Annotated in this window: 22 protein-coding genes; 3 read left to right on the top strand and 19 right to left on the bottom strand. The window is 64.5% G+C overall.

What is annotated here, in order from left to right; all coding sequences use genetic code 11:
- Window positions 1–20: 20 nt before the first annotated feature.
- Window positions 21–1,856, bottom strand: a complete 1,836-nt coding sequence (gene recQ / locus LB528_RS14260) for a DNA helicase RecQ (protein ID WP_224715275.1) — start codon at window positions 1,854–1,856, stop codon at window positions 21–23.
- A complete protein-coding gene (locus LB528_RS14255) occupies window positions 1,856–3,445 on the bottom strand; it encodes a hypothetical protein (RefSeq protein WP_224715274.1) in 1,590 nt (529 codons plus the stop codon). The genes recQ and LB528_RS14255 overlap by 1 nt, the downstream gene beginning before the upstream one ends.
- 511 nt (window positions 3,446–3,956) lie before the next feature.
- On the opposite strand from LB528_RS14255, the gene LB528_RS14250 reads away from it, so the two are divergent.
- Window positions 3,957–4,583, top strand: a complete 627-nt coding sequence (locus LB528_RS14250; RefSeq protein ID WP_224715273.1) for a LysE family translocator — start codon at window positions 3,957–3,959, stop codon at window positions 4,581–4,583.
- A 140-nt stretch (window positions 4,584–4,723) separates the two neighbouring features.
- Here the strand turns inward: LB528_RS14250 and LB528_RS14245 are convergent, their stop codons facing one another.
- The 8 genes from LB528_RS14245 to uxaC form a co-directional block, all read right to left on the bottom strand.
- Window positions 4,724–5,056: a cupin domain-containing protein gene (locus LB528_RS14245; RefSeq protein WP_224715272.1), complete on the bottom strand. Its 333-nt coding sequence runs from the start codon at window positions 5,054–5,056 to the stop codon at window positions 4,724–4,726.
- A 71-nt stretch (window positions 5,057–5,127) separates the two neighbouring features.
- Window positions 5,128–5,895, bottom strand: a complete 768-nt coding sequence (kduD, locus tag LB528_RS14240; protein ID WP_224715271.1) for a 2-dehydro-3-deoxy-D-gluconate 5-dehydrogenase KduD — start codon at window positions 5,893–5,895, stop codon at window positions 5,128–5,130.
- Window positions 5,892–6,743, bottom strand: coding sequence for a 5-dehydro-4-deoxy-D-glucuronate isomerase (kduI, locus tag LB528_RS14235; protein WP_224715270.1), 852 nt, complete (start codon window positions 6,741–6,743; stop codon window positions 5,892–5,894). The genes kduD and kduI overlap by 4 nt, the downstream gene beginning before the upstream one ends.
- A 20-nt stretch (window positions 6,744–6,763) precedes the next feature.
- Window positions 6,764–7,537 carry a FadR/GntR family transcriptional regulator gene (locus LB528_RS14230; RefSeq protein WP_224715269.1) on the bottom strand — a complete coding sequence of 258 codons (774 nt, stop codon included), beginning with the start codon at window positions 7,535–7,537 and terminating at the stop codon, window positions 6,764–6,766.
- 11 nt (window positions 7,538–7,548) lie between these two features.
- Window positions 7,549–8,829 (bottom strand): TRAP transporter large permease, encoded by a 1,281-nt coding sequence (locus LB528_RS14225; protein WP_224715268.1) that lies wholly within the window; start codon window positions 8,827–8,829, stop codon window positions 7,549–7,551.
- Between the two features lie 3 nt (window positions 8,830–8,832).
- Window positions 8,833–9,423 carry a TRAP transporter small permease gene (locus LB528_RS14220; RefSeq protein WP_224715267.1) on the bottom strand — a complete coding sequence of 197 codons (591 nt, stop codon included), beginning with the start codon at window positions 9,421–9,423 and terminating at the stop codon, window positions 8,833–8,835.
- On the bottom strand, window positions 9,420–10,397 hold the full coding sequence (locus LB528_RS14215) for a TRAP transporter substrate-binding protein (protein ID WP_224715266.1): 978 nt from the start codon (window positions 10,395–10,397) through the stop codon (window positions 9,420–9,422). The genes LB528_RS14220 and LB528_RS14215 overlap by 4 nt, the downstream gene beginning before the upstream one ends.
- Window positions 10,398–10,434: 37 nt before the next feature.
- Window positions 10,435–11,838 (bottom strand): glucuronate isomerase, encoded by a 1,404-nt coding sequence (gene uxaC, locus LB528_RS14210; protein ID WP_224715265.1) that lies wholly within the window; start codon window positions 11,836–11,838, stop codon window positions 10,435–10,437.
- A gap of 165 nt (window positions 11,839–12,003) precedes the next feature.
- Here uxaC and LB528_RS14205 point away from each other — a divergent pair, with 165 nt between their 5' ends.
- On the top strand, window positions 12,004–13,518 hold the full coding sequence (locus tag LB528_RS14205; RefSeq protein ID WP_224715264.1) for a mannitol dehydrogenase family protein: 1,515 nt from the start codon (window positions 12,004–12,006) through the stop codon (window positions 13,516–13,518).
- 120 nt (window positions 13,519–13,638) lie between these two features.
- On the opposite strand, the gene LB528_RS14200 is transcribed toward LB528_RS14205, so the two are convergent.
- The 9 genes from LB528_RS14200 to LB528_RS14160 form a co-directional block, all read right to left on the bottom strand.
- Entirely contained in the window at window positions 13,639–14,046 is a 408-nt protein-coding gene (locus tag LB528_RS14200) for a F0F1 ATP synthase subunit epsilon (RefSeq protein WP_095769727.1), read from the bottom strand.
- Window positions 14,039–14,263: a hypothetical protein gene (locus tag LB528_RS14195; protein WP_224715263.1), complete on the bottom strand. Its 225-nt coding sequence runs from the start codon at window positions 14,261–14,263 to the stop codon at window positions 14,039–14,041. Before LB528_RS14195 ends, LB528_RS14200 begins: the two co-directional genes overlap by 8 nt.
- 3 nt (window positions 14,264–14,266) lie before the next feature.
- The gene (atpD, locus tag LB528_RS14190) at window positions 14,267–15,844 is read right to left on the bottom strand and encodes a F0F1 ATP synthase subunit beta (protein ID WP_224715262.1); all 1,578 of its coding nucleotides are present in this window, start codon (window positions 15,842–15,844) and stop codon (window positions 14,267–14,269) included.
- A 68-nt stretch (window positions 15,845–15,912) separates the two neighbouring features.
- Entirely contained in the window at window positions 15,913–16,800 is an 888-nt protein-coding gene (locus tag LB528_RS14185) for a F0F1 ATP synthase subunit gamma (protein ID WP_224517055.1), read from the bottom strand.
- Between the two features lie 29 nt (window positions 16,801–16,829).
- Complete coding sequence (gene atpA, locus LB528_RS14180; protein ID WP_224517053.1) at window positions 16,830–18,359, bottom strand: F0F1 ATP synthase subunit alpha; 1,530 nt, start codon at window positions 18,357–18,359, stop codon at window positions 16,830–16,832.
- A complete protein-coding gene (locus LB528_RS14175) occupies window positions 18,359–18,919 on the bottom strand; it encodes a F0F1 ATP synthase subunit delta (RefSeq protein ID WP_224517051.1) in 561 nt (186 codons plus the stop codon). Before LB528_RS14175 ends, atpA begins: the two co-directional genes overlap by 1 nt.
- A 247-nt stretch (window positions 18,920–19,166) precedes the next feature.
- Window positions 19,167–19,562 carry a DUF4345 family protein gene (locus LB528_RS14170; protein WP_224517049.1) on the bottom strand — a complete coding sequence of 132 codons (396 nt, stop codon included), beginning with the start codon at window positions 19,560–19,562 and terminating at the stop codon, window positions 19,167–19,169.
- A gap of 95 nt (window positions 19,563–19,657) precedes the next feature.
- A complete protein-coding gene (locus LB528_RS14165) occupies window positions 19,658–20,353 on the bottom strand; it encodes an aspartate/glutamate racemase family protein (protein WP_224715261.1) in 696 nt (231 codons plus the stop codon).
- Between the two features lie 33 nt (window positions 20,354–20,386).
- Window positions 20,387–22,570, bottom strand: coding sequence for a primosomal protein N' (locus LB528_RS14160; RefSeq protein WP_224715260.1), 2,184 nt, complete (start codon window positions 22,568–22,570; stop codon window positions 20,387–20,389).
- A gap of 90 nt (window positions 22,571–22,660) precedes the next feature.
- On the opposite strand from LB528_RS14160, the gene fsa reads away from it, so the two are divergent.
- Window positions 22,661–23,317 carry a fructose-6-phosphate aldolase gene (fsa, locus tag LB528_RS14155; RefSeq protein WP_224517043.1) on the top strand — a complete coding sequence of 219 codons (657 nt, stop codon included), beginning with the start codon at window positions 22,661–22,663 and terminating at the stop codon, window positions 23,315–23,317.
- The last annotated feature ends 364 nt before the right edge of the window (window positions 23,318–23,681 follow it).

The following is a 23,681-nucleotide window of genomic DNA, read 5'->3' as shown; positions in this document are numbered from 1 at the left end:
AGGCTGAGATGTGCGTGTTGTCAGCTTTCTGACGGGTGCGCCGCGATCGCACTCAAGAACGCCTCGCCGAACTCCTTGAGCTTCGCTGCACCCACGCCGTTCACCTCGGCGAAGTCGTCGAGGTCGCGCGGACGGCGCTCGGCCATGTCGATCAGGGTGCGGTCGGAAAACACCACATAGGCCGGCACCTGCCGTTCCTTGGCGAGCCGCAGCCGCAGCGTCTTGAGCGCGGCCAGCAAGGAAGTGTCCACGCCCTCGCCCGTGGCAGAGCCTTGCGCGGCACGCTTCCTGCCGCGCGCCAGACGGTCCCGACCTTCGACACGATACTCGAACACAACCTCGCCGCGGCCGAGCGCGCGGCCGCTTTCCGAGATGGCGAGGCCGCCATGGCCGTCGGGATCCGGCACCAGGAAGCCGCCGGCGACAAGTTGCCGGATGAGCGACAGCCAGACCGGCTTCCGGTGCATGATGCCGGTCCTGAAGCTGGCGAGCTGCTGATGGCCTCTGGCCAGCACCTTTTCGGTCTCATGGCCGAGCAGGATATCGATGACATGGGCGGCGCCGAAGCGCTCCCCGCTTTGCGCGATGGCCGCGAGGATGATCCGCGCCTCCGCCCCGCCATCGGCGCGCGGCGCCTGGTCGAGGCAGTTGTCGCAATTGCCGCAGGCTTGCGCCTCTTCGCCGAAATAGCCGAGCAGCACCTGGCGCCGGCACTGCGCCGTCTCGCAATAGCCGATCAGCGTGTCGAGCCGGCGATGCGCCCGTCTTTTGTGCTCGGGCGAGGTATCCTCGTCGTCGATGAACATCCGGCGCGTGCGGATGTCGCCGGCGCCGTAGAGCATATGCGCTTCCGCCGCCCGGCCGTCGCGACCGGCGCGGCCGATCTCCTGGTAATAGGCCTCCAGGCTGCCGGGCAGATCGGTGTGGAAGACATAGGCGACGTCGGGCTTATCGATGCCCATGCCAAAGGCGATGGTCGCCACCATGACGACGCCCGACAGGCTCATGAAGGTGTTTTGGTTCGCCTCCCGCGCCTCCTTGCTCATGCCGGCATGGTAGGCGAGCGCGCGCACGCCGTTCTTCTCCAGGAAAGCCGCCATTTCCTCCGTCTTGCGGCGCGACAGGCAATAGATGATGCCGTTCTTGCCCGGGTGACGCTCGATGAAACGCAGCAGCTGGCGCTTGCTGTCCTGCTTGGGCTCTATCGCCAGCTTGATGTTGGGCCGGTCGAAGCCCAGCACCAGAATTTCGGCGCGCCCGGCAAACAGCCGCGCTTCGATGTCGGCGCGCGTGGCCTCGTCCGCCGTCGCCGTCAGCGCGATGATCGGCACTTGCGGGAACACGCCGCGCAACTGCGACAGATCCTCATATTCGCGCCGGAAGGCCGGTCCCCATTGCGAGATGCAATGCGCCTCGTCGATGGCGATCAGGCCGACATCGAGCCGAGACAAGGCTTCGAGCATCCGCTCGGTCATCAGCCGCTCCGGCGCCATGTAGAGCAGCCGCGTCTGCCCGGACGCCACGCGGCGCCAGGCAGCGACATTGGCATCGCGGTCGAACGAGGAGTTGATCGTGTCGGCGGCCACGCCGGCAAGGCGCAAGGCGGCGACCTGATTCTGCATGAGCGCCACCAGCGGCGACACCACGATGGTGAGCCCGCCTTTGACCAGCGCCGGAACCTGATAGCAGAGCGACTTGCCAGCGCCCGTCGGCATTACCGCCAGCACATGCCGTCCGGAGAGCAGCGCCTCGATCACGGCGGCCTGTCCGGGGCGAAAATCGTCGAAGCCGAACACGTCCTTTAGGACGCGCCGCTTGTGATCCTCGGCCCGGATGCTCGCTGCCTGTGCCGGCATTACCGCGCCGTTCCAGCGTTCAAGGTGTAGGCCGGCATTTCGTAGCCGAATTCGTGGCAGAAGCTCTCCACGCGGGCGAGGAACGCCGCTGGCAGGCCATGCAGGTAGGTCTGGAATTCTTCATTGCGCTCCCATTTTCTCAGCGACGTCGGCCGTATCGGATTGTCCGCATCGCGGCTGTAAAGCGTGACCGGTGACAGACCGAACGACCGGGCGATCCTGCCCTGGACGATATCGGGTTCGGCGATCAATTCCTCATAGCGCAGATAGAAAACGGCTCTTTCGGGTTGAGCCTTTCTAAGGCGCGTCAACCCGTCATACTCCGCCTCCCAGCGCTCGGTCGTTACGTGAAAACGCCGTTCGTTCACCGTCTCTGGATGGGAGCTTGTGAGCACGTCGAAAGGATGCCGCACGCAATAGATCAATCCGACCGAGCCAGGCAGATGCTCGATGTCCTTATGGCTCTCATAGGTGCGTTTGACGACCAGATTGACTTCGGGGCGATCCAGTTCGAGCAGCGCCTGATACGGCGCTTCGTCCCTATGAACATAGATATCGTCGAAACACGCCATCAAACGACGGCTTAGCGTGGTTCCGCTGCGAGCACAGCCGGCAATGAAGATTCTTTTGCGAAACGTCATTGCCGAGGGCAGCCGGGGCGCAGCCTTGCGCAATCGCCAGAACAGTCGTCTTGCGCCACGGTGTAGAGTGGTCGCCGGCATCCGGTCTGCTTTGCCAGGAACGTCCCTCGACGTGATCTCGGCCAAGGCGATGCCGCTCTCTCCGGCAACGGCGTAGAGCAGCCAGGTGCGGCCGCTCTCCTCGAAAATCGCAGGATCGCGCAACGCGTTCTCCGCGCCTTCGGCTGGCCCGTCCCGGCTGGGGCAAACCGGCAAGCCCGCGCCTTCGAAGTCCGTCTGCGGCCGCAGCAGTTCGGTCTCGCCTTTGACCGTCCAGCGTCTCCAGTCCTCGGCGAGATCGATCGTGCCGTGAAGTATCCGTTCCGGCGCGTCGCCCCTGCGCGTGTAAAAGACCCGCAGCCAGCGACCGGATTTCTGCAGTGCAAGATGCCTCGGGGTGGGAAGATGCTTCATGCCGGATAGAACGACCGCACCCCGTTCGAAATCGGAGATGCCGGTCCTGGAGCGGAAGACGGTGATGGCTCCTGTCCCGAGAAGACCGTACCACCACTGATCGTGGCGGAAGAACCGGGCATAGGAAGGCCCGAGCGGCTCGGAAAGCGGATTGAAATGAAGGCCGTCACCGGATATCGCGGCAAAGGTCGTCTGGCCTTCTCCGCCTTTTGCCGGTCCGTGAAAATACATAACGAAGCGGCGATTCCGCTGATCGACATGAACGTCGGGAGACGCGATGTGGCCTTTGATGAACGGACATTGAGCGAGGGACAGTACCCCGCCGGGATGGATGCGCCACGGACCTTCGATCGAATCGGCGTAGGCGAGGCGGATATAGGAACCCCCGTGGTCGGCGAAATAGAGATAGTAGGCGCCCTGCCGCCCCGGCGCCCAGTCCGGCATGCCGATCAGCGACGGCCCGTTGATGTTGATCCCATCGCCGCCGGGCAACATGTCCGGCGTCACGATAAGCCCAAGCCGGCTCGCGGTGAGAATGGGTGGCGCGATCATGCGGCAGGCTGCTTCCGGTCGCCGATTCCATCCTGGCGACAACCGCGCCTGTCGTGGAGCCTGCACGTTCCAGCCCGGTTTCGCCGGGTCTCACATGTCGCTTGCTCTTCCAAGCCAGCCCCCTTGATCTTGCCGCCGCCTGGGGCAGGCGCCTTGGCTCGATTGCCGATCCGGCATCGTTCGGCCTTGTCGTTTCGATACAACGACGTGCATTGAAACGAAAGGTCAAAGCAATGCCGCGGTCCATTCCCGGCGGCTTCGAACGACAGGGCTGTGGGGACAGCGTACGCTTGCGACGAAATCATCGAAGCCTGGAAGGCCGTCATGACATTCCGCTCGAATCGCTGCGACCGCCGACTTCGCCGCCCGAGAGTTCCCCCGGCCCGTTCTGCGGTGCTATAACGCCGAGCCGCTCCGAATGAAGAGCGGCGCTCGACGCAAAAGGAGCCTTGGCATGATCGATCCCGCGACGCTCGTCACCTACATCGCGGTCGTGTTCGGCTTCGTCTTCATCCCGGGGCCGGCGACGCTGCTCACGGTCGCGCGGGCGACGAGCTCGGGCACGAAGGTCGGCATCGCCACGGGCGCCGGTGTCGCTGCGGGTGACGTGATCCACACCATCATGGCCATCGTCGGCATCTCGGCCGTCATCGCCGCTTCGGCGATGCTGTTCAGCATCGTCAAATATATCGGCGCGGCCTATCTCGTTTATCTCGGCATCCGCGCCATTTTCGAAAAGGCGCCGGCAGATCTGGCGGGCAGGACGCTGCCCATTTCCGCGGGCCGGGCTTTCCGGCAGGCGATCCTGACCGAAGTGCTCAATCCGAAGACCGCGCTGTTCTTCCTGGCCTTTCTGCCGCAATTCGTGCACCCGCAAGGTGGTTTCGTGGTGCTGCAGCTGATGCTGCTGGGCATCATCTTTGTTCTGCTCGGGCTCTTCAGCACGGTCATCTTCGCCGTCAGCGCGGGCGGCCTGGGTTCCTTCCTGCGACGCAATCCGGCGGTGCTGAAATGGCAGGGCAAGGTGGTCGGCGGCATCTATTGCGCGCTCGGCATACGCCTGGCGCTGCAGCAGCGCTAGAAGTCGTCACGGCGCCGAGGCGAGACCGTTCGGCCTATGTCGCCGACGCGCCGGTCGAAGGCCATACTCGATGCCGCGCATCGCCTCCTCGCGGCGGGCCGCCGCGATCACGCGGCTGTTGGAACCGCTCCGGAAAAGGTCTAGCCCAGGAAATCGGCCCGGCAAGGCGCAAAACTGTCGACCAGCCGCCCGGCCTCAAGCGCCTTGACACCATGCACGAGATTGGACGGCACGATGAAGCTGCTTCCCGTTTCGAGGATCTCCGATCGGCCGCCGATGGTTACCTCGAAGCGGCCCTCGGCGACATAGCTTGCCTGGACATGCGGATGCGAGTGCAGCGCCCCGACTCCGCCCTTGTCGAAGGCGAACTCGACCATCATCAATTCATCAGTATGCACCAGCACGCGCCGCCTGTTGCCGTCCGGCGTCGGCTCCCACGCTTTTTCGCCCGCATGGGAGAAGATATCGGTCATCGCTCAGCTTCCGTTCGGCTTGTAAAGCAAATCCAGGAAAGGTCCGGCGCGGTTTTCCGGCGGGAGACGGGTCACCGCGCCAGCCAGCCGCCATCGACCGGCACCACCGCGCCATGCATATAATCCGACGCCCGCGCCAGCAGGAACACGGCTGCGTCGCCGATGTCGTCGGGCCGGCCCCAGCGCACCGCGGGGATGCGCCCGAGGATGGCCGCGCTGCGGTCCGGGTCGGCGCGCAGCGCCTCGGTGTTGTTGGTCTCGATATAGCCCGGCGCGATGCCGTTGACGTTGATGCCTTTCGCCGCCCATTCGCAGGCGAGCAGCCTTGTGAGGCCGAGCACGCCGTGCTTCGAGGCCGTATAGGAAGCAACGCGGATGCCGCCCTGGAAACTCAGCACCGACGCGATGTTGACGACCTTGCCGCGCCGTCCGGGCTCCGCCAGCACGCGCCTGGCAAAGCTCTGGCAGAGCCGGAAAACCGTCTTCAAATTGACGTCCATCACCTCGTCCCAGTCGGCTTCGCTCAGGTCGATCGCATCGGCGCGCCGGATGATGCCGGCATTGTTGACGAGGCCGTCGAGCGGGCCGCTCTCGCTCCAGACCCGGTCGAGCATGGCGGCCGCCTCGGTCGGATCTCCAAGATCGGTCCTCACCGCTTCGAAGCTGCCGCCCGCGGCCGCGACGTTCGCGGCGGTGTCATCCATCGCCGAACGGCCGACGCCGACGACCAGGCCGCCGGCGCGCGCGATCGACACGGCGATGCCTTGCCCGATGCCGGTGTTGGCGCCGGTGACCAGGATGCGCTTGCCCGTGAGGCTGAAGGCGGAAAGATCGCTCACCGCAATTGATCCATCGCCACCTGGTCGACGTCGGTATAGTCGACATTGTCTCCGGCCATCGCCCAGATGAAGGCGTAGTTGGATGTGCCGGCGCCCGAATGGATCGACCAGCCCGGCGACAGCACCGCCTCCTCGCTGCACATGACGATGTGGCGCGTCTCGTCCGGTTCGCCCATGAAGTGGAAGACGCGCTGGCCTTCCGGCAGATCGAAATAGAGATAGGCTTCCATGCGCCGGTCATGCACATGGCAGGGCATGGTGTTCCACACCGAGCCTGGCGCCAGTTGCGTGATGCCGACGACGAGTTGGCAGGTCTTGACGCCGTCGGCGTGGATGAACTGGAAGATCGAGCGTTCGTTGCTGGTCGCCTGGCTGCCGAGGTCGAGCCGCCTGGCGTCGCCGATGCGGATCAACTGGCTGGGACAGGTCCGATGCGCCGGTGCGCTAAGCAGGTAGAATTTTGCCGGCCTGTCGGGCTCCGCCGAGGCGAACGACACCTGCTCGGTGCCCATGCCGAGATAGACCATGTCGCGCGCCGCCAATTCGTAAGGGAGGCCGTCGGCTGTGACGGTGCCGGCGCCGCCGATGTTGACGGCGATCAGTTCGCGGCGGTCGAGGAAAGCCTTGGTTCCGGTCGGCTTGATCGCCTCAAGCGGCAGGATCTTGTCGATAGGCATGGCGCCGCCGACGATCATGCGGTCGTAATGCGTGTATGTCAGGCTGACAAGGTCCGGCTGGAAAAGCCCCTCGACGTGGAAATGGTGGCGCAGCTCGTCGGTCCCCATGTGCGCGGCGGCGACAGGATCGATGGCGAAGCGCGAGGAAAATTCGGTCTGTTTCTGGTCCATTTCCAGGCCTTGTCTGACGGTCACTCGGTCGATGCGGCTTTTAGCGAATTGGCATAATAGGCCTGTCTGGCCTGCAGCCGCTCGCGGTAGCGCTGCTGGCTGCGGGTCAGATGCGTGCGCATCGCCTCGCGCGCCGCCTCGGCATCGCCCGCCGAGATCGCATTGAGGATGACGAGGTGCTCGCGCTGCAGGCCGCGCTGGTACTCGTCCGACTGGACGAGCTCTGTCGACCAGGGCGAGGTCACGTCGCAGGGAATGGCGCGGCGTCCCAGCACATCGAGCATCTCGACATAGAACGGGTTGTTGGTGGCGCTGGCGATCGCGCGGTGGAAGGCGAGGTCGGCCGGGCCGGTCGGCTGGCTGGCGAGCAGCAGCCGCTCAAACTCGAAGAAGGCCTCCTGGATCGCGGCCTCCTGGGCGGCGTTGCGGCGGATGGCGGCCAGGCCCGCCGATTCGATTTCGATCGCGAGGCGGACCTCCAGCACGTTGAGCGCGACCGAATCCTTGGCTCCCATGTCGGCGGTCAAAACGCCGAAGGTCGTCGAGATGTGCTCGCTGACGAAGACGCCCGCGCCTTGCCGCGCTTCGACCAGGCCGTCGGCGGCAAGCTTGGCCAGCGCCTCGCGGATGACCGTGCGGCTGACGCCGAAAGTCTCCGTCAGCTGGCCTTCGGTTGGCAGCTTCTGTCCGGGCGGAATCTCGCCTGCCAAGAGCTGCTTGCGGATTGCCGCGACCACCGTCTCCGACAGTTTCGGTTTGCGTTCGACCCTGAGGTCGGCAAGTGTTTGGGACACGTGGTGCCCTCCTAATGGAACAGGCTCGGCAGCCACAATGAGATTTCCGGAATGTATGTGACAAGCATCAGCACCGTGAAGGCCGCTCCATAGAACGGCCAGATCGAGCGCATGGCCGTCCAGATGGGAATGCGGCCGATGGCGCAACTGACGAACAGCACCGCGCCGACCGGCGGCGTGCAAAGGCCGATGCCGAGATTGAGGATCAGGATCACGCCGAAATGCACGGGATCGACGCCATAGGCCATCACCACCGGCAGGAAGATGGGCGTGGTGATGATGATGAGCGGCGACATATCCATGAATGTGCCGAGGATGAGCAGGACGACATTGATCAGGAGCAGTATGACCAGCTTGTTGTCGGACACGGACTGCAAAAACGCGACAAGCGCTGCCGGAACCCGGAGATAGGCCAGCAGCCAGCCGAAGGCCGCGGCGCAGCCGATGATCATCAGCACCATCGCTGTCGTGCGCACCGCCGCGGTGGTCGCGGTGACAAAATCGTCCCAGCTCATCGAGCGGTAGATGATCAACGTCACCAGGAAAGCATAGACGATGGCAATGCAGGAGCTTTCGGTGGCGGTGAAGATGCCGGAGCGGACGCCGCCAAAGATGATGCCGATCAGGATCAGCCCGGGAATGGCGGCGACAAGCAGCTGCAAGGCCCGGCCGAAACCGGCAAACGGTTCCGTCGGATAGCCGCGCCGGCTTGCCACCAGATAGGCGGTGACCATCAGCGACAGGGCCAGCAGCAGCCCCGGCAGAACGCCGGCGGTGAACAGATCCGCGATCGAGATGCGGCCGCCGGCCGAGATCGAATAGATGATCATGTTGTGCGACGGCGGGATCAGCAGCGCAATGATGGCGCCGACGGAGGTGATGTTGACGGCATAGTCGATGCCGTAGCCGCGCGCCTTCATCTGCGGGATCATCAGCCCGCCGACCGCTGAGGCATCGGCTACCGCCGAACCGGAAATTCCGCCGAACATGGTCGACGCGGCAATGTTAACTTGTCCCAGACCGCCGCGCAGGTGGCCGACCAGGGACCCGGCCAATGCCACCAGGCGGGCGGCGATGCCGCCGCGAACCATAAGGTCGCCGGCGAAGATGAAGAACGGGATGGCCATCAGCGAAAAGACGCTGATGCCGGAATTGAGCCGCTGGAACACCACGACGGGTGGCAGGCCGATTGTGAGGATCGTCGCGAAGCTGGCGACGCCGAGGCAGAACGCGATCGGCGTGCCGATAACCAGCAGGGAGACGAAAGTGCCGAAAAGCACGATCAGCGCCATGGTTCAGAGCTCCTCGCCGGTCGCGTAGATGTCGGCATCGACCGGCAGCCCGGCAAAGCGCCCCGCCAGCCGCTCGAGTGAAAACAGGCAGACCAGCCCGCCTCCCATGATGACCGGCAGGAAGCTGACGCCGCCGGGCAAAGCCAGCGATGGCATCACCGTGTTCCAGGTCAGCCTGGCCAGTTGCACGCCGTAGACGATCATGCCGGCGCCGAAGGCCAGCACGACGAGATCGGAAATGCTGCGCAGCACCGCCTTGGCCGAGGCAGGCAAGACATAGAGCAGCACGTCGAAGCCGAGATGCGTGCGTTCGCGCACACCGACCGCCGCGCCGAGAAAGATGAACCAGCCCATCAGCAGCACGGATGAGGATTCGGTCCAGCTCGGCGAGCGGTTCAGCACGTAGCGCGAGAAAACCTGCCAGAAGATGATGACGGTCATCAGCGTCAGCCCTGTGCCGCTGACCCATAAGGCCAATCGCGCAAGCCCAGAAAGGGCCCGTTCCACCCGCAGCCAGAACCCTTTCGGACCCGCCCGGCCGGCTGGTAGCGCGGAAGCCTCCGTGCCACCGGGCCCGTTGCCCCTCCCGGTCATTTCGTCGCCTGGATACGGGCGGCGAGGTCCTTGAGCTCGGGCGTCGACAGATACTTGTCGTAGACCGGCTTCATGGCGTCGATCAACGGCTGCTTGTCGATCTCGCTGATCTTGACGCCGGCCTTCTCGACGATCTCGCGCGACTTCTTCTCCTGCGCGTCCCACAGCTCGCGCATTTTGACGACGCTGTCCTTGGCCGCCTGGCGCACGATCGCCTGGTCTTCCGGCGCCAGCTTGTCCCAGCTTGCCTTCGACATCACCAGCACCTCCGGCACGATCTGGTGCTGGTCCAGCGTGTAATGCTTTGCGACCTCATAATGCTTGGCGGATTCGAAGCTCGGCCAGTTATTCTCGGCGCCGTCGATGACGCCGGTCTGCAGCGCCGAATAGACCTCGCCATAGGCCATCGGCGTGGCGTTGGCTCCGAGCGCGTTCACCATGTCGACAAAGACGTCCGACTGGATGACGCGGAACTTCATGCCCTTCATATCTGCCATCGAGGCGATGTCCTTCTTGGTATTGTAGAAGGAGCGCGCGCCGGAATCGTAGAAGGCGAGTCCGACAAGGTCATGCGCCTCGAACGCCTTCAGGATCTGGTCGCCGATCGGCCCGTCCATGACATGCCGCATATGCTCGACCGAGCGGAAGATGTAGGGCAACGACGGCACGGCGGTTTCCGGCACGATGCCGTTGAATGGCCCCATGGAGACGCGATCGAGGTCGATGACGCCGGCCTGGGTCTGCTCGATCGTATCCTTTTCCTCGCCGAGCTGCGCCGAATGATAGACCTCGATCGAATAGCGCCCGTTGGTGCGCTGCTTGATCAGCTCGCCCATGTATTTGACCGCCTCGACTGTCGGATAGCCGTCCGGATGGGTGTCCGAAGAGCGCAGGACGGTTTCGGCCTGCGCGGCTCCGATCACCAAGGACCCGATGGCGAATGTCGCCGCCAGCAATCTCGAAATACGCAACATGTCTTTCCTCCCTTCCAAAAATCACGGATGCCTTGGCTCAGAGTCGGTACGCCTTCTTGGCAAGCGAGTAGGCAAGCTCCCGCGCCAGCTCATGCGCCTCCCCCTCCCGGAGGCGGTGCTCGGCGACCAGCCGCGCCAGAAAGGCGCAGTCGACACGCCGCGCGACGTCGTGGCGCGCCGGGATCGACGGGAAGGCGCGCGTGTCGTCATTGAAGCCGACGGTGTTGTAGAAGCCCGCCGTCTCGGTGGTCATCTCGCGGAAGCGGCGCATGCCTTCCGGACTGTCGTGGAACCACCAGGCCGGCCCGAGCTTGAGCGCCGGATAGACGCCGGCGAGCGGCGCCAACTCGCGCGCGTAGCTCGTCTCGTCCAGCGTGAACAGGATGATCGTGAGGTCGCGCTCCAGCCCGACGCAGTCGAGCAGCGGTTTCAGCGCCGTCACATAATCGGTCCGCGTCGGGATATCGAAGCCCTTGTCGCGGCCGAATTTCTGGAAAACGGAAGGCGAATGATTGCGCCATGATCCAGGATGGATCTGCATCGCCAGGCCGTCGTCGCGGCTCATCTTGGCCATCTCGGTCAGCATCTGGGCTCGGAACAGTTTTCGCTCGCGCTCATCCTCGGAGCCGCGCCGGATGCGGTTGAACAGCTCCTGCGCCGCCGCGTCGGAGAGATTGGCGGTCTCGGCCGTCGGATGGCCGTGATCGGACGAGGTCGCGCCGAATTCCTTGAAATAGGCGCGGCGCTTTCGATGCGCATCGAGATAGCCGGACCAGCTGCCGGTGTCGCATCCGGTGATCTCGCCGAGCCTATCCAGATTGCCCGCGAAGCCTTCGAAATCGGGATCGACCACGGCGTCCGGCCGATACGCGGTGACGACGCGGCCCTTCCAGCCGCTGTCGCGGATCGTCCGGTGCCATTTGAGGTCGTCGAGCGCGCCTTCGGTGGTCGCGATCACTTCGATGTTGAAGCGTTCGAACAGCGCGCGCGGCTGATAGTCGTCGCGTTGCAGCAGCGCGGCGATCGTGTCGTAGATGCGGTCGGCGCTGGCTGCGGTAAGCGGCTCCCCGATGCCGAACAGATGCTCGAACACATGGTCGAGCCAGAGCCGTGTGGGCGTGCCGCGGAAGAGATAATAATGCTCGGCGAAGCGCCGCCAGATGGCCCGGCCGTCGGTTTCGACGGGTGTGCCGTCGAGCGTCGGGACGCCGAGTTCCTCCACCCGCACGCCCTGGCTGAACAGCATGCGGAAAATGTAGTGGTCCGGCACGATCAAGAGCTGCGCCGGATCGGGAAACGGTTCGTCGAGCGCGTACCAGCGCGGGTCGGTGTGGCCGTGCGGACTGACGATCGGCAGGTCCTTCACACCGGCGTAAAGGGCGCGCGCCAATGATCGCGTTTCCGGCGCGAACAGCAGGTCCGGATCGGTCAATGCGGCCACGCGGCTCCTCCCAAGCTTCGCTATTGGTAGATCGGTCGGAGATAATGTCAACATACAAATACTAGGTAGTTGTATGATGACTTCCGAAAGGCACGCGGCCATTGTGCACGGTGACAGCGGGTGTTACGTCGCTGCCGTCGTTTTCCCGATCGGAGACCAGCTTCCATGAACGGCCGTCTGTCCAACGCCACCCTTGCGGAGCTGCCGGCCGAAGTTCTGTTGCCTCGCTATGACCGGCGCGCCGTCGCGCCCGGCATCGTCCACCTTGGCGTCGGCGCCTTTCATCGTGCCCACCAGGCCGCCTATGTCGATGCCTGCCTGGCGGACGGCGAGAGCGATTGGGGCATCATCGGCGTCTCGCTGCGCAGCCCTGACACGCGCGATGCGCTCAAGCCGCAGGACGGGCTCTACACGCTGGCAATCCGCGACAGCGCCGGCGAACAGCTGCAGGTCATCGGCTCAATCCAATCCTTGCTCGTCGCTCCGGAGGACCCGGGCGCGGTGCTCGCTGCGCTCACCGATCCGCGCATCCGCATCGTCACGCTCACCATCACCGAGAAGGCCTATCTGAGAGCAGCCGACGGCACGCTCGACAGCGCGCACCCCGATATTGTCCACGACCTCGCCAACCCCGGATCGCCGAAGACGGCGCATGGATTTCTCGCCGAGTCGCTCGCACGCCGACGCGCCGCCGGCACGCCTGCCTTCACCGTCCTCTGCTGCGACAACCTGCCGGCCAACGGCGCCACCCTGCATCGGCTGTTGATCGAGTTCGCGAAATTGCGCGACGCCCAAACAGGCTCTGGCGACCAGCCGTTAGCGGGCCATGTCGCCGACGAAGTGGCCTTCCCGTCTTCTATGGTCGATCGCATCGTGCCGGCGACGACGGATACCGATCGCGCCCGCATCGCCGACGAACTCGGCCTCGAGGACGCGTGGCCGGTGATGACGGAACCGTTCCAGCAATGGGTGATCGAGGACCGCTTTCCCGCTGGACGGCCGGCCTGGGAGAAATTCGGCGTCGCCATGATCGAGGATGTCGGCCCCTTCGAGGACATGAAGCTGCGGCTGCTCAACGGCGCCCATTCGGGCATCGCCTATCTCGGCCTGCTCAGCGGCCACGCCACCGTGGATCGCGCCTTTGCCGATCCCTCGATCCGGCAATTCGTGGACTGGCTCTGGGCCGAGGCCATTCCAACGCTGCCGCAGGACGCCGGGCTCGACACAAGCGCCTACACGGCCGAGCTTGCCGCGCGCTTTTCCAACACCGCGCTTGCCCACCGCACCGCGCAGATCGCCAATGACGGCAGCCAGAAGCTGCCGCAGCGCATTGTCGCCTCCGCCCTTGCCAGGCTGGAAGCCGGGCTGCTTCCTGAATATCTGTCGCTGGTTGTCGCCGCCTGGATCGCCGCCTGCGCCGCGCGCGGCGGTACTTTGCCTGGGCGCCATTTCACCGATCCGCTCGATGCGGCGCTCAGCGACCTGTTCGACCGCAATTTGCCGACGGCAGATATGACGGCGGCCGTGTTCGACCTCGCCGGCTTTGCCAAAGGCCATCCAGAACGACAGAAATTGATCGAATTTGTCGCCACCCATCTTGTCCATTTCAAGCAGGGCGGTCCGAAGCTGGCTCTTGCCGCGCTCGGCATCGGCAAGGAGACGCCCAGGCTGGCCGAATAGCTATTCGCCCGCCTACCCGCCAGGGATTGCACCCATGCAGCGCGAAACTGTCTCGCAAACAGCAAAAAACTAAAAAGCGGGGCTAGCCCCGCTTTGTAAAACGCTTATCAGCAGCTGAAATCAGGCCGGCAGCAGCGCGCCTTCGAGCGTGGTGAGTTGGCTGAGGAACTGCTCCGCCTTGCTGCGGCTCTCGTCATCCTTGGCGTCGGCCGCGTCTTCCTTGGCCTCCTGGATGCGGCGGGCGAGATCAGCGCGGTCGATGTCGTTCACATGCGTCGCCGATTCGGCAAGAAGCGTGCAGCCGGAAGGCAGGATGTCGGCGAAACCGCCGAACACGACGAAGCGCTCTTCCTTGCCGCCCGCGGTCTTTATCGTGACGACGCCGGGCTTGATGGTCGTCATGACCGGCGCGTGCTGCGCCATCACCGTCATCTCGCCTTCGGCGCCGGGTATCACGACGGACTCGACCTGCTCGGAAACGAGCAGCCTCTCCGGCGAGACCAGTTCGAACTTGAAAGCTTCAGCCATTGTGCTTCACCTTGCCGGCGATACTTTTGTCAGTCTGCAATCCCGTCCCGCAAAAGGGACAGAACATGACCGCTTGATCAAAATACCCAAGACCGTCTTCCGTTTCGACAGTCCCGACCGTCATCATCAATATCCCGTCGTCGGTTTCGAAGAGCGACGGCGAGGGAAGCTCCGTCATCACCTCTTGCAAGGTGGAGCAACAGAACTTCCTGTCCATGGATTATGCCGCTTCAGCCGCGAGGCGCTGCGCCTTCTCGACCGCCTCGTCGATGCCGCCGACCATGTAGAAGGCGGCTTCCGGCAGGTGGTCGTAGTCGCCGGCGCAAAGGCCCTTGAAGCCCTTGATGGTGTCGGCGAGATCGACCAGCTTGCCCGGCGATCCGGTGAACACTTCGGCGACGAAGAAGGGCTGCGACAGGAAGCGCTCGATCTTGCGGGCGCGGGCAACCGTCTGCTTGTCCTCTTCCGAAAGCTCGTCCATGCCAAGAATCGCGATGATATCCTGCAGCGACTTGTAGCGCTGCAGGATCGACTGCACCTGGCGGGCAACCTGGTAGTGCTCTTCGCCGACGACCATCGGGTCGAGCATGCGCGAGGTTGAGTCCAGCGGATCGACGGCCGGATAGATGCCCTTTTCCGAGATCGCGCGGTTGAGCACGGTCGTGGCGTCGAGGTGGGCGAAGGACGTCGCCGGCGCCGGGTCGGTCAAGTCGTCGGCCGGCACGTAGATGGCCTGCACCGAGGTGATCGAGCCCTTGGTCGTGGTCGTGATGCGCTCCTGCAGCGCGCCCATGTCGGTCGCCAGCGTCGGCTGGTAACCCACGGCGGAAGGAATGCGGCCGAGCAGAGCCGACACTTCCGAGCCCGCCTGCGTGAAGCGGAAGATGTTGTCGACGAAGAACAGCACGTCCTGGCCCTGGTCGCGGAAATATTCAGCGACGGTGAGGCCGGTCAGGCCGACGCGGGCGCGCGCGCCCGGCGGCTCGTTCATCTGGCCATAGACGAGTGCTGCCTTCGAGCCCTGGCCGCCGCCCTTCTTGTTGACGCCCGATTCGATGAACTCGTGATAGAGGTCGTTGCCTTCGCGGGTGCGCTCGCCGACGCCGGCGAACACCGAGAAGCCGCCATGCGCCTTGGCGACGTTGTTGATCAGCTCCTGGATCAGCACGGTCTTGCCGACGCCGGCGCCGCCGAACAGGCCAATCTTGCCGCCGCGGGCGTAAGGCGCAAGCAGGTCGAGAACCTTGATGCCGGTGACCAGGATTTGCGCTTCCGTCGACTGATCGACATAGGCCGGAGCGGGCTGGTGGATGGCGCGCATTTCGACGCCGTCGACCGGGCCTTCCTCGTCGACCGGCTCGCCGATGACATTGATGATGCGACCGAGCATGCCAGGACCGACCGGAACCGAGATCGGCGCGCCGGTGTCAAAGACGTCCTGGCCGCGGACGAGACCTTCGGTCGAGTCCATGGCGATGCAGCGCACGGTGTTCTCGCCGAGATGCTGGGCGACCTCGAGCACCAGGCGGTTGCCGACATTGTCGGTCTCCAGCGCGTTCAGAATGGCCGGCAGGTGATCGTCGAACTGCACGTCGACGACGGCGCCGATGACCTGGCGGACCTTGCCGGCGGCGCCGACGCGCTTGGCCGCAACGCTGGCTGCGGAAGCCGCGGCCTTGGCCGGAGCGGCCGCCTTCTTCGCCGGAGCAGCGGCCTTCGCGGCGGCTGCCGGGGCCTTTGCCGCCTTCGGGGCCGGTGCTTCCTTGGCCGCGGTCTTCGGGGTAGCTGCTTTCGCCATCGTCTTTGCCCTTTTCGTCTATCCGTTGTTCACGCCGCTGCGAGGTCTCAGACCCCGCCCGCGCGTGCCTAGAGCGCCTCGGCGCCCGAAATGATCTCGATCAGTTCCTTGGTGATCTGCGCCTGCCGCTGGCGGTTGTAGGTGATCGACAGCTTGTTGATCATGTCGCCGGCATTGCGCGTCGCATTGTCCATCGCGCTCATCTTGGCGCCCATCTCGCCGGCCGCATTTTCCAGCAGCGCGCGGAATATCTGCACCGCGATGTTGCGCGGGATGAGGTCGGAGAGGATCTCGCCCGGCTCCGGCTCATATTCATAGACGGCATTACCGCCACTGGTCGCCTCGGGAGCGGTCGATCCGGCGGCTCCTGCCGGGATGATCTGCTGCGCCGTCGGGATCTGGCTGATCACCGACCTGAACTGCGAATAGAACAGCGTGCAGATGTCGAAGCCGCCCTCGTTGAAGAGGTGGATGACCTTGCGCGCGATCGCATCGGCATTGACGAAGCCCAGCGTCTTCACTTCGCGCAGGTCGACACGCTCCAGGATCATCGAAGCATAGTCGCGGCGCAGGATGTCATAGCCCTTCTTGCCGACGCAGATGATCTTCACCTGCTTGCCGTCGGCCAGCAGCCGGCGGATGTGGTCGCGGGCGAGACGCGCGATCTGCGAGTTGAAGCCGCCGCACAGGCCGCGCTCGGCCGTGCAGACGATAAGCAGATGCACATCGTCCCGGCCGGTGCCCGTCATCAGCGCCGGGGCATCGCCGCCGCCGCCGATCGCCTGGGTGATGTTGGCCAGGACCGCGCCCATGCGCTCGGAATAGGGTCTGGCTGCTTCCGCAGCTTCCTGCGCGCGACGCAGCTTCGCCGCGGCGACCATCTGCATCGCCTTGGTGATCTTCTGCGTCGCCTTGACCGAGGCGATACGGTTACGAAGGTCTTTTAACGAAGCCATGCTTCAAACCTGATCCCGTCCAGCTTCGTTCAAGCGAAGGTCTTGGCGAAGGCGTCGATCTCGGCCTTGAGCTTGGCGCGCAAATCGTCCGATAGCGCCTTCTCCTTGCGGATAGCATCGAGCACATCCTTGCCGGCCGAGCGCATATGGCTGAGCAGCCCATGCTCGAACTTGCCGACCTGGCCGAGCGGCAGCTTGTCGAGATAGCCGTTGACGCCGGCGAAGATCACCGCGACCTGTTCCTCGACCTTGAGCGGCGAGAACTGCGGCTGCTTGAGCAGCTCCGTCAGGCGCGAACCGCGATTGAGCAGACGCTGCGTTGCGGCGTCGAGGTCGGAGCCGAACTGCGCGAAGGCAGCCATTTCGCGGTACTGCGCGAGCTCGCCCTTGATCGAGCCGGCAACCTGCTTCATCGCCTTGATCTGCGCCGAGGAGCCGACGCGCGACACCGACAGGCCGACGTTCACCGCCGGACGGATGCCCTGGAAGAACAGGTTGGTTTCAAGGAAGATCTGGCCGTCGGTGATCGAGATCACGTTGGTCGGGATGTAGGCCGACACGTCGTTGGCCTGCGTCTCGATGATCGGCAGCGCGGTCAGCGACCCGTTGCCGTTGTCGTCATTGAGCTTGGCGGCGCGCTCGAGCAGGCGCGAGTGCAGGTAGAAAACGTCGCCCGGATAAGCTTCGCGGCCCGGCGGGCGGCGCAGCAAGAGCGACATCTGGCGGTAGGCGACGGCTTGCTTCGACAGATCGTCATAGCTGATCAGCGCATGCATGCCGTTGTCGCGGAAATATTCGCCCATGGTGCAGGCGGTGAACGGCGCCAGGAACTGCATCGGTGCCGGATCGGACGCGGTGGCGGCGACGATGATCGAATATTCGAGCGCGCCGCGCTCTTCCAGCACCTTGACGAACTGCGCGACGGTCGAGCGCTTCTGGCCGACGGCGACGTAGACGCAGTAGAGCTTTTCCTTTTCGGGGCCGTTGTCGTGCACCGACTTCTGGTTCAGCATCGTGTCGAGGATAATGGCGGTCTTGCCGGTCTGGCGGTCGCCGATGACCAGCTCGCGCTGGCCGCGGCCGACCGGGATCAGCGCGTCGATAGCCTTGAGGCCGGTCGACATCGGCTCATGCACCGACTTGCGCGGGATGATGCCGGGCGCCTTGACGTCGACACGCTTGCGTTCGGTTGCCTTGATCGGGCCCTTGCCATCGATCGGATTGCCCAGCGCGTCGACGACGCGGCCGAGCAGGCCCATGCCGACAGGCGCGTCGACGATGGCGCCGGTGCGCTTGACGGTGTCGCCTTCCTTGATGTCGCGGTCGTTGCCGAAGATGACGACGCCGACATTATCGGCTTCGAGGTTCAGTGCCATACCGCGGATGCCGCCGGGGAATTCGACCATCTCGCCGGCCTGGACATTGTCGAGGCCGTATACGCGGGCGATGCCGTCACCGACGGACAGAACCTGACCGACTTCGGAGACCTCGGCCTCCTTGCCGAAATTCTTGATCTGGTCTTTCAGAATTGCGGAAATTTCCGCGGCGCGGATGTCCATCAGCCGACCTCTTTCAGTGCAAGCTTGAGCGAATTGAGTTTGGTTTTGAGCGACGTATCGATCTGGCGCGAGCCCATCTTGACGATCAGGCCGCCGAGCAGCGACGGATCGACGGTCATGGCGATGGCCACATCCTTGCCGGCGATGCTCTTCAGCGTCGCCTTGAGTTCAGCCTGCTGCGCATCCGTCAGCGCATGCGCCGAGGTGACCTCGGCGGATGCCTCGCCGCGATGGTCGGCTGCAATCTGGCGGAACGCCTTGATCATGCCGGGCACCGCGAACAGGCGGCGGTTCTTGGCCACGACGCGCAGGAAATTGCCCACTAGGCCAGTGATATTGGCCTTGTCGGCGATGGCGGCGATGGCCTTTGCCTGGTCCTCGCTGGAAAACACCGGGCTGTTGATCAGCCGCGAGAGATCGTCGCTGTCGTTGAGCATTGCCTCGAAGCTGGCAAGGTCGGCCTCGACCTGGGCGACCGAATTGTCCTGCAGCGCGAGCTCGAACAGCGAGCCGGCATAGCGCTCTGCGACAGCTGAGATTGGCGATGACGATTGGGCCACGGACCGTCTTTTCTCTTGTCTGACAGGCCGCAGATTGTTGGCGCGAGCGAAAACTCTGGCTAAATCTTTGACCTTACTGCGATTTTTCCAAGCACGGAGGTGCGGCTTCCGCTATCCCCGGTCGAAAGTCGATTGCCGTCTAGCACAGGCTTTTTAAGACCGCAATGCATCGTCCGGCATGGTTTTCAGGCACTTTTGTCGCATCACGCCGATAAGGCCAAGCTCAAGCGCCGGATTAGTCGCGGATTCACGGCACCAAGCCGAAAGCAAAGGCTAGCGGCAGCGCCGCCAGCGCCAATTCAACCACGATCGAAATCCAGTTGAAAGGGGTGTTGGCGCCATCCGACATCATCGACAAAAGCCGGCCGAAGGCGGTGAACAGCCAGGAGAAGCCCAGCGCCATGTAGAGCAGCGGCTGCGCCAAGAGAATGCAGCACAGGCTGACGCCGAGGTAGAAGCCCGACATGCGGCCGCGTCCCTCGGCGATCGCCGCCGCTTTCTCCGGCCTCGGCTGCAGGCGCAGCACGCGAAACGCAAGCCCGGGCGCCAGGAACAGGAACAAGCCGAGGGCCAAGGTCAAGATGGCGCTCGACCAGGCCAGCCATTCGCCCTGGCTCGCCGGCCACGGAAACGCGAACTCCATAAATCCCCCTCTTATTTCTTGTTCTGAAACACCGGCATTCTAGCGAGGGAATGAAAGCGCGCCAGAGGACGGCGGGCACATTAGAAGTGGCGCAATCAGGCGAGCGCGAAATCGACCGCGGCCGCGGCATGGATGCGTGTCGTGTCGAAAACCGGAACGTCGAAATCCCCCTGGCCGATCAGCATGGTGATCTCGGTGCAGCCCATGATGACGCCATCCACCTGGTCGGTGCGCCGCATCCGGCCGATCTCGTCGAGATAGGCGGATTTCGATTCGGATTTGACGATGCCCTGGCAGAGCTCGTCATAGATCACCTTGTGCACCATGTTGCGGCCGGCCTGGTCCGGCACCACGGGTTCCAGGCCGTATTTGCCGGCGAGACGGCCCTTGTAGAAATCCTGCTCCATGGTGAAGCGCGTTGCCAGCAGCGCCGGCCGCTTCACTCCGGCATCGAGGACAGCCTGCGCCGTGGCGTCGGCGATATGGATGAGCGGGATCGATATGGCCGCCTGCACCGTGTCGGCAAGCTTGTGCATGGTGTTGGTGCAGATCACCAGGCCCTCGGCGCCGCCCGCCTCCAGCTTGCGCGCGGCTTCCACCAGAAGAACGCCGGCACCTTCCCAGTCGCCGGCATGCTGCCGTTCTGCAATCTCGGCGAAATCGAACGACCACAACAGCAGCTTGGCCGAGTGCAGCCCGCCCAGCCGCTCGCGCACGATCTCGTTGAGCAGGCGGTAATAGATGGCGGTCGATTCCCAACTCATGCCGCCGATCAGGCCGAGGGTTTTCATAAGCGACCACTCCGTTGGGGCTGTCTCTCCCGCTTATAGGAAGCTCTGCGGATCGATGTCGACCTGCACCCTGACCGAGCCGCGCAGCTTCGGCCCTTCCGCCAGCATGGCCCGGATAAAACCCTGCATGTCGGCGCGGCGTTCGCCTTGCACCAGCAGGCGGAAACGATGGCGGCCGCCGATCAGCGACAAGGGCGCCTCGGCCGGACCGAGCACGAAGAGGTCGGAAGCTTGCGGCGCCGCGCGCCGCAAGCCCCGCGCATGGCTTTCGGCCTCGCCCCTGGTCGCGGCACTCACGATGATGCCGGCCAATCGGCCAAACGGCGGCAGCGCCGCGCGTTCGCGCTCGGCGATCTCGCGCTCGTAAAAGGCTTCCGAATCGCCCGAGACGATGGCGCGCATCACCGGATGATCCGGCTGGTAGGTCTGCAGCAGGCCGAGGCTCTTCTTGCCGGTGCGGCCGGCGCGGCCCGTCACCTGGCTGAGCAGTTGGAATGTGCGCTCGGCGGCGCGCGGATCGCCATTGGCCAATCCCAGATCCGCATCGACCACACCGACCAGCGTCATGCCGGGAAAATTATGCCCCTTGGCGACCAGTTGCGTGCCGATGACGATGTCGGCTTCGCCATTGGCGACGGCTTCCAGCTCGAGCCGCAGCCTGCGCACGCCGCCCAAAAGGTCTGATGAGAGCACGATGGTGCGGGCATCGGGAAAATGCCCCACCACCTCCTCGGCAATGCGCTCGACGCCTGGGCCGCAGGCCACCAGATGGTCGAGCGTGCCGCATTCCGGGCAGGCTTCCGGCCGCCGCTCGTTGTGGCCGCAGTGATGGCAGACGAGCTGGCCGCGAAAGCGATGCTCGACCAGCCAGGCCGAGCAGACCGGGCAACCGAAGCGGTGGCCGCAGACGCGGCAGAGTGTCAGCGGCGCATAACCGCGCCGGTTGAGGAAAAGCAGCGACTGCTCGTTTTTCTCCAGCGTCCGCCGCATCTGCTCCAGCAAGACCGGCGACAGGAAGCCGCCCCGCGCCGGCGGCGCGCGTCGCATGTCAATCGATTTCAGGTCGGGGAGCGCCGCCTCGGCAAAACGAGCCGACAGCACCGCGCGATGATAGCGGCCCTGGCTGGCATTGACCCGGCTTTCCACCGAGGGCGTGGCCGAGGCGAGCACGACCGGGAAGCCGCCGATATGGCCGCGCACCACCGCCATGTCGCGCGCATTATAGAAGACGCGGTCTTCCTGCTTGTAGGCGGGATCGTGCTCCTCGTCGACGACGATCAGGCCGAGTTCCTTGAACGGCAGGAACAGCGCCGACCGCGCGCCGGCGACGACGCGCACGCCGCCCTCGGCCACCTGACGCCAGACGCGTTCGCGCATCCGGGGCGGCAGGTCGGAATGCCACTGCGCCGGCTTGGCGCCGAACCGGTCCTGGAAACGTTCCAGGAAGGCATGCGTCAGCGCGATTTCCGGCAACAGGATGAGCACCTGCCTGCCCTTGTCTAGCGCCGCCGCAATCGCCTCGAAATAGACTTCCGTCTTGCCGGATCCGGTGACGCCGTCGAGCAGCGTGACGTTGAAGACATCGGCAGCGACAGCGGCGCGCAGCTTCTCCGCCGCCGCTTTCTGGTCAGGCATCAATTCCGGCACGGCATGAGAAGGGTCGGGCGCCGCCACCACCGGCCGCGGCGGGATCATCACCGTCTCGAACACGCCCTGTGCCCGCAACCCGTCGATGACCGTCGAGGACACGCCCGCGGCATGCGCCAGCCCCGAGCGCGTCCAGGCAAGGCCGCCCTCCGCGGTTTCGAGCACTCGCCGCCGCGCGTCAGTCAGCCGGTCGGGCTCGGCAAGCGTGCGCTGCAATCCTTCGATCCATGGCTCCGGATCGAACGCCTCCGGCGCGCGCAGCAGCATACGGGCCACCATGCCGGGGGCAGAGAGCGTGTAATGCGCGATCCAGTCGACGAAGCGGCGCATCGCTCTGTCGATCGGCGGACAGTCGAACACCTCCTCGATCGGCCGCAATTTCTTCGGATCGACGGTCTCGACCGCGCCATCCCAGACGATGCCGGCCACCTGCCGCGGCCCGAGGGGCACGCGCACGATCGAGCCCGGCACCACGCGCATGCCGGGCGGCACGGCATAGGTGTAGGGCCGTTCGGCGGGCATTGGCACCAGCACGGGCGCGGCTGCGATAAAGGGCGAATCTTCGATCATCGGGCGTGACCTTGCCCCGACTTTGCTCTAGATCAAAGGGGACCCTCGCATGTGCCTGGCGGGCGCCAGGCGATCCCCAAGGAGACCGCCATGAAGTTTTTTGTCGACACCGCTGACATCAAGGAAATTAAGGAACTCAACGATCTGGGGCTGCTGGACGGCGTCACCACCAACCCCTCGCTGATTCTGAAATCGGGCGGCAAGATTTCCGAAGTCACCAAGCAGATCTGCGACATCGTCGAAGGCCCGGTCTCGGCCGAGGTCGTGGCCACCGAATACAAGGACATGATGGCCGAGGCCGAGGTGTTGGCCAAGATCGCGCCGAACGTGGCCATCAAGGTGCCGCTGACGCTGGACGGCCTGAAGGCCTGCAAGACCATCCGCACCGAAATGAACCGCATGGTCAACGTGACGCTCTGCTTCTCGGCCAACCAGGCGCTGCTCGCCGCCAAGGCCGGCGCCTCCTTCATCTCGCCCTTCGTCGGACGCATCGACGACACCGGCTCGGACGGCATGGAGTTGATCTCGGAAATCCGCACCATCTACGACAATTACGATTTCAAGACCGAGATCCTGACTGCTTCGGTGCGCACGGTGAACCACGTCAAGCAAGCCGCGCTGATCGGCGCCGATATCGTCACCGCGCCGCCGGCGACGCTGAAGGCGCTGGTCAATCACCCGCTGACCGACAAAGGCCTCGCCGCCTTTCTCGCCGACTGGGCCAAAACCGGCCAGAAGATCGGCTGAGACCGGAGCAGTTCCAGGAAAAGTGTGTAACGATTTTCCGTCTGGGAATTGCGCAAGGCAAAAAGCAACTGAGTAGCAAAGGAGGCCGGGCAACCGGCCTTTTTTCGTGGCAAAGTGCCTATGCCTTGCCAGGTCACCTGCCTCGGCGATTGGCCGGAACGCCCATCGCGATCGTCATCCACGGGCGGAGCAAGGAGCGAAGCGACGCGCGCAGACCCGAGGATCCATTCCGTGACATACGAGCGTCGCAACGGTGCAGAATTCTGCTCCGCCGCACCTTCAGGCCGAGGTAACGGAATGGCAACTGTGTTCATGCGAATGCGGTTTTGTCGCGCATGATGGCGTTGAGGACGACGAGGAGCTT

The organism is Mesorhizobium sp. CA4 (genome assembly GCF_020165075.1).
Lineage (GTDB): Bacteria > Pseudomonadota > Alphaproteobacteria > Rhizobiales > Rhizobiaceae > Mesorhizobium.
Note: the sequence above shows the minus strand (reverse complement) of the source record. Positions and strands in the feature narration are given on the sequence as shown.

What these genes read in the sequence shown, in the direction of transcription:
- kduI (WP_224715270.1), bottom strand. Translation starts at nt 6,743, where the DNA reads ATGGACCAGAAACAGACCGAATTTTCCTCGCGCTTCGCCATCGATCCT.
- LB528_RS14195 (WP_224715263.1), bottom strand. Translation starts at nt 14,263, where the DNA reads ATGGACAGGAAGTTCTGTTGCTCCACCTTGCAAGAGGTGATGACGGAG.
- LB528_RS14220 (WP_224715267.1), bottom strand. Translation starts at nt 9,423, where the DNA reads ATGACCGGGAGGGGCAACGGGCCCGGTGGCACGGAGGCTTCCGCGCTA.
- LB528_RS14205 (WP_224715264.1), top strand. Translation starts at nt 12,004, where the DNA reads ATGAACGGCCGTCTGTCCAACGCCACCCTTGCGGAGCTGCCGGCCGAA.
- LB528_RS14165 (WP_224715261.1), bottom strand. Translation starts at nt 20,353, where the DNA reads ATGAAAACCCTCGGCCTGATCGGCGGCATGAGTTGGGAATCGACCGCC.
- LB528_RS14225 (WP_224715268.1), bottom strand. Translation starts at nt 8,829, where the DNA reads ATGGCGCTGATCGTGCTTTTCGGCACTTTCGTCTCCCTGCTGGTTATC.
- LB528_RS14250 (WP_224715273.1), top strand. Translation starts at nt 3,957, where the DNA reads ATGATCGATCCCGCGACGCTCGTCACCTACATCGCGGTCGTGTTCGGC.
- LB528_RS14160 (WP_224715260.1), bottom strand. Translation starts at nt 22,570, where the DNA reads ATGATCGAAGATTCGCCCTTTATCGCAGCCGCGCCCGTGCTGGTGCCA.
- LB528_RS14170 (WP_224517049.1), bottom strand. Translation starts at nt 19,562, where the DNA reads ATGGAGTTCGCGTTTCCGTGGCCGGCGAGCCAGGGCGAATGGCTGGCC.
- LB528_RS14185 (WP_224517055.1), bottom strand. Translation starts at nt 16,800, where the DNA reads ATGGCTTCGTTAAAAGACCTTCGTAACCGTATCGCCTCGGTCAAGGCG.
- LB528_RS14215 (WP_224715266.1), bottom strand. Translation starts at nt 10,397, where the DNA reads ATGTTGCGTATTTCGAGATTGCTGGCGGCGACATTCGCCATCGGGTCC.
- LB528_RS14200 (WP_095769727.1), bottom strand. Translation starts at nt 14,046, where the DNA reads ATGGCTGAAGCTTTCAAGTTCGAACTGGTCTCGCCGGAGAGGCTGCTC.
- atpD (WP_224715262.1), bottom strand. Translation starts at nt 15,844, where the DNA reads ATGGCGAAAGCAGCTACCCCGAAGACCGCGGCCAAGGAAGCACCGGCC.
- LB528_RS14255 (WP_224715274.1), bottom strand. Translation starts at nt 3,445, where the DNA reads ATGTTGCCCGGCGGCGATGGGATCAACATCAACGGGCCGTCGCTGATC.
- LB528_RS14245 (WP_224715272.1), bottom strand. Translation starts at nt 5,056, where the DNA reads ATGACCGATATCTTCTCCCATGCGGGCGAAAAAGCGTGGGAGCCGACG.
- recQ (WP_224715275.1), bottom strand. Translation starts at nt 1,856, where the DNA reads ATGCCGGCACAGGCAGCGAGCATCCGGGCCGAGGATCACAAGCGGCGC.
- atpA (WP_224517053.1), bottom strand. Translation starts at nt 18,359, where the DNA reads ATGGACATCCGCGCCGCGGAAATTTCCGCAATTCTGAAAGACCAGATC.
- fsa (WP_224517043.1), top strand. Translation starts at nt 22,661, where the DNA reads ATGAAGTTTTTTGTCGACACCGCTGACATCAAGGAAATTAAGGAACTC.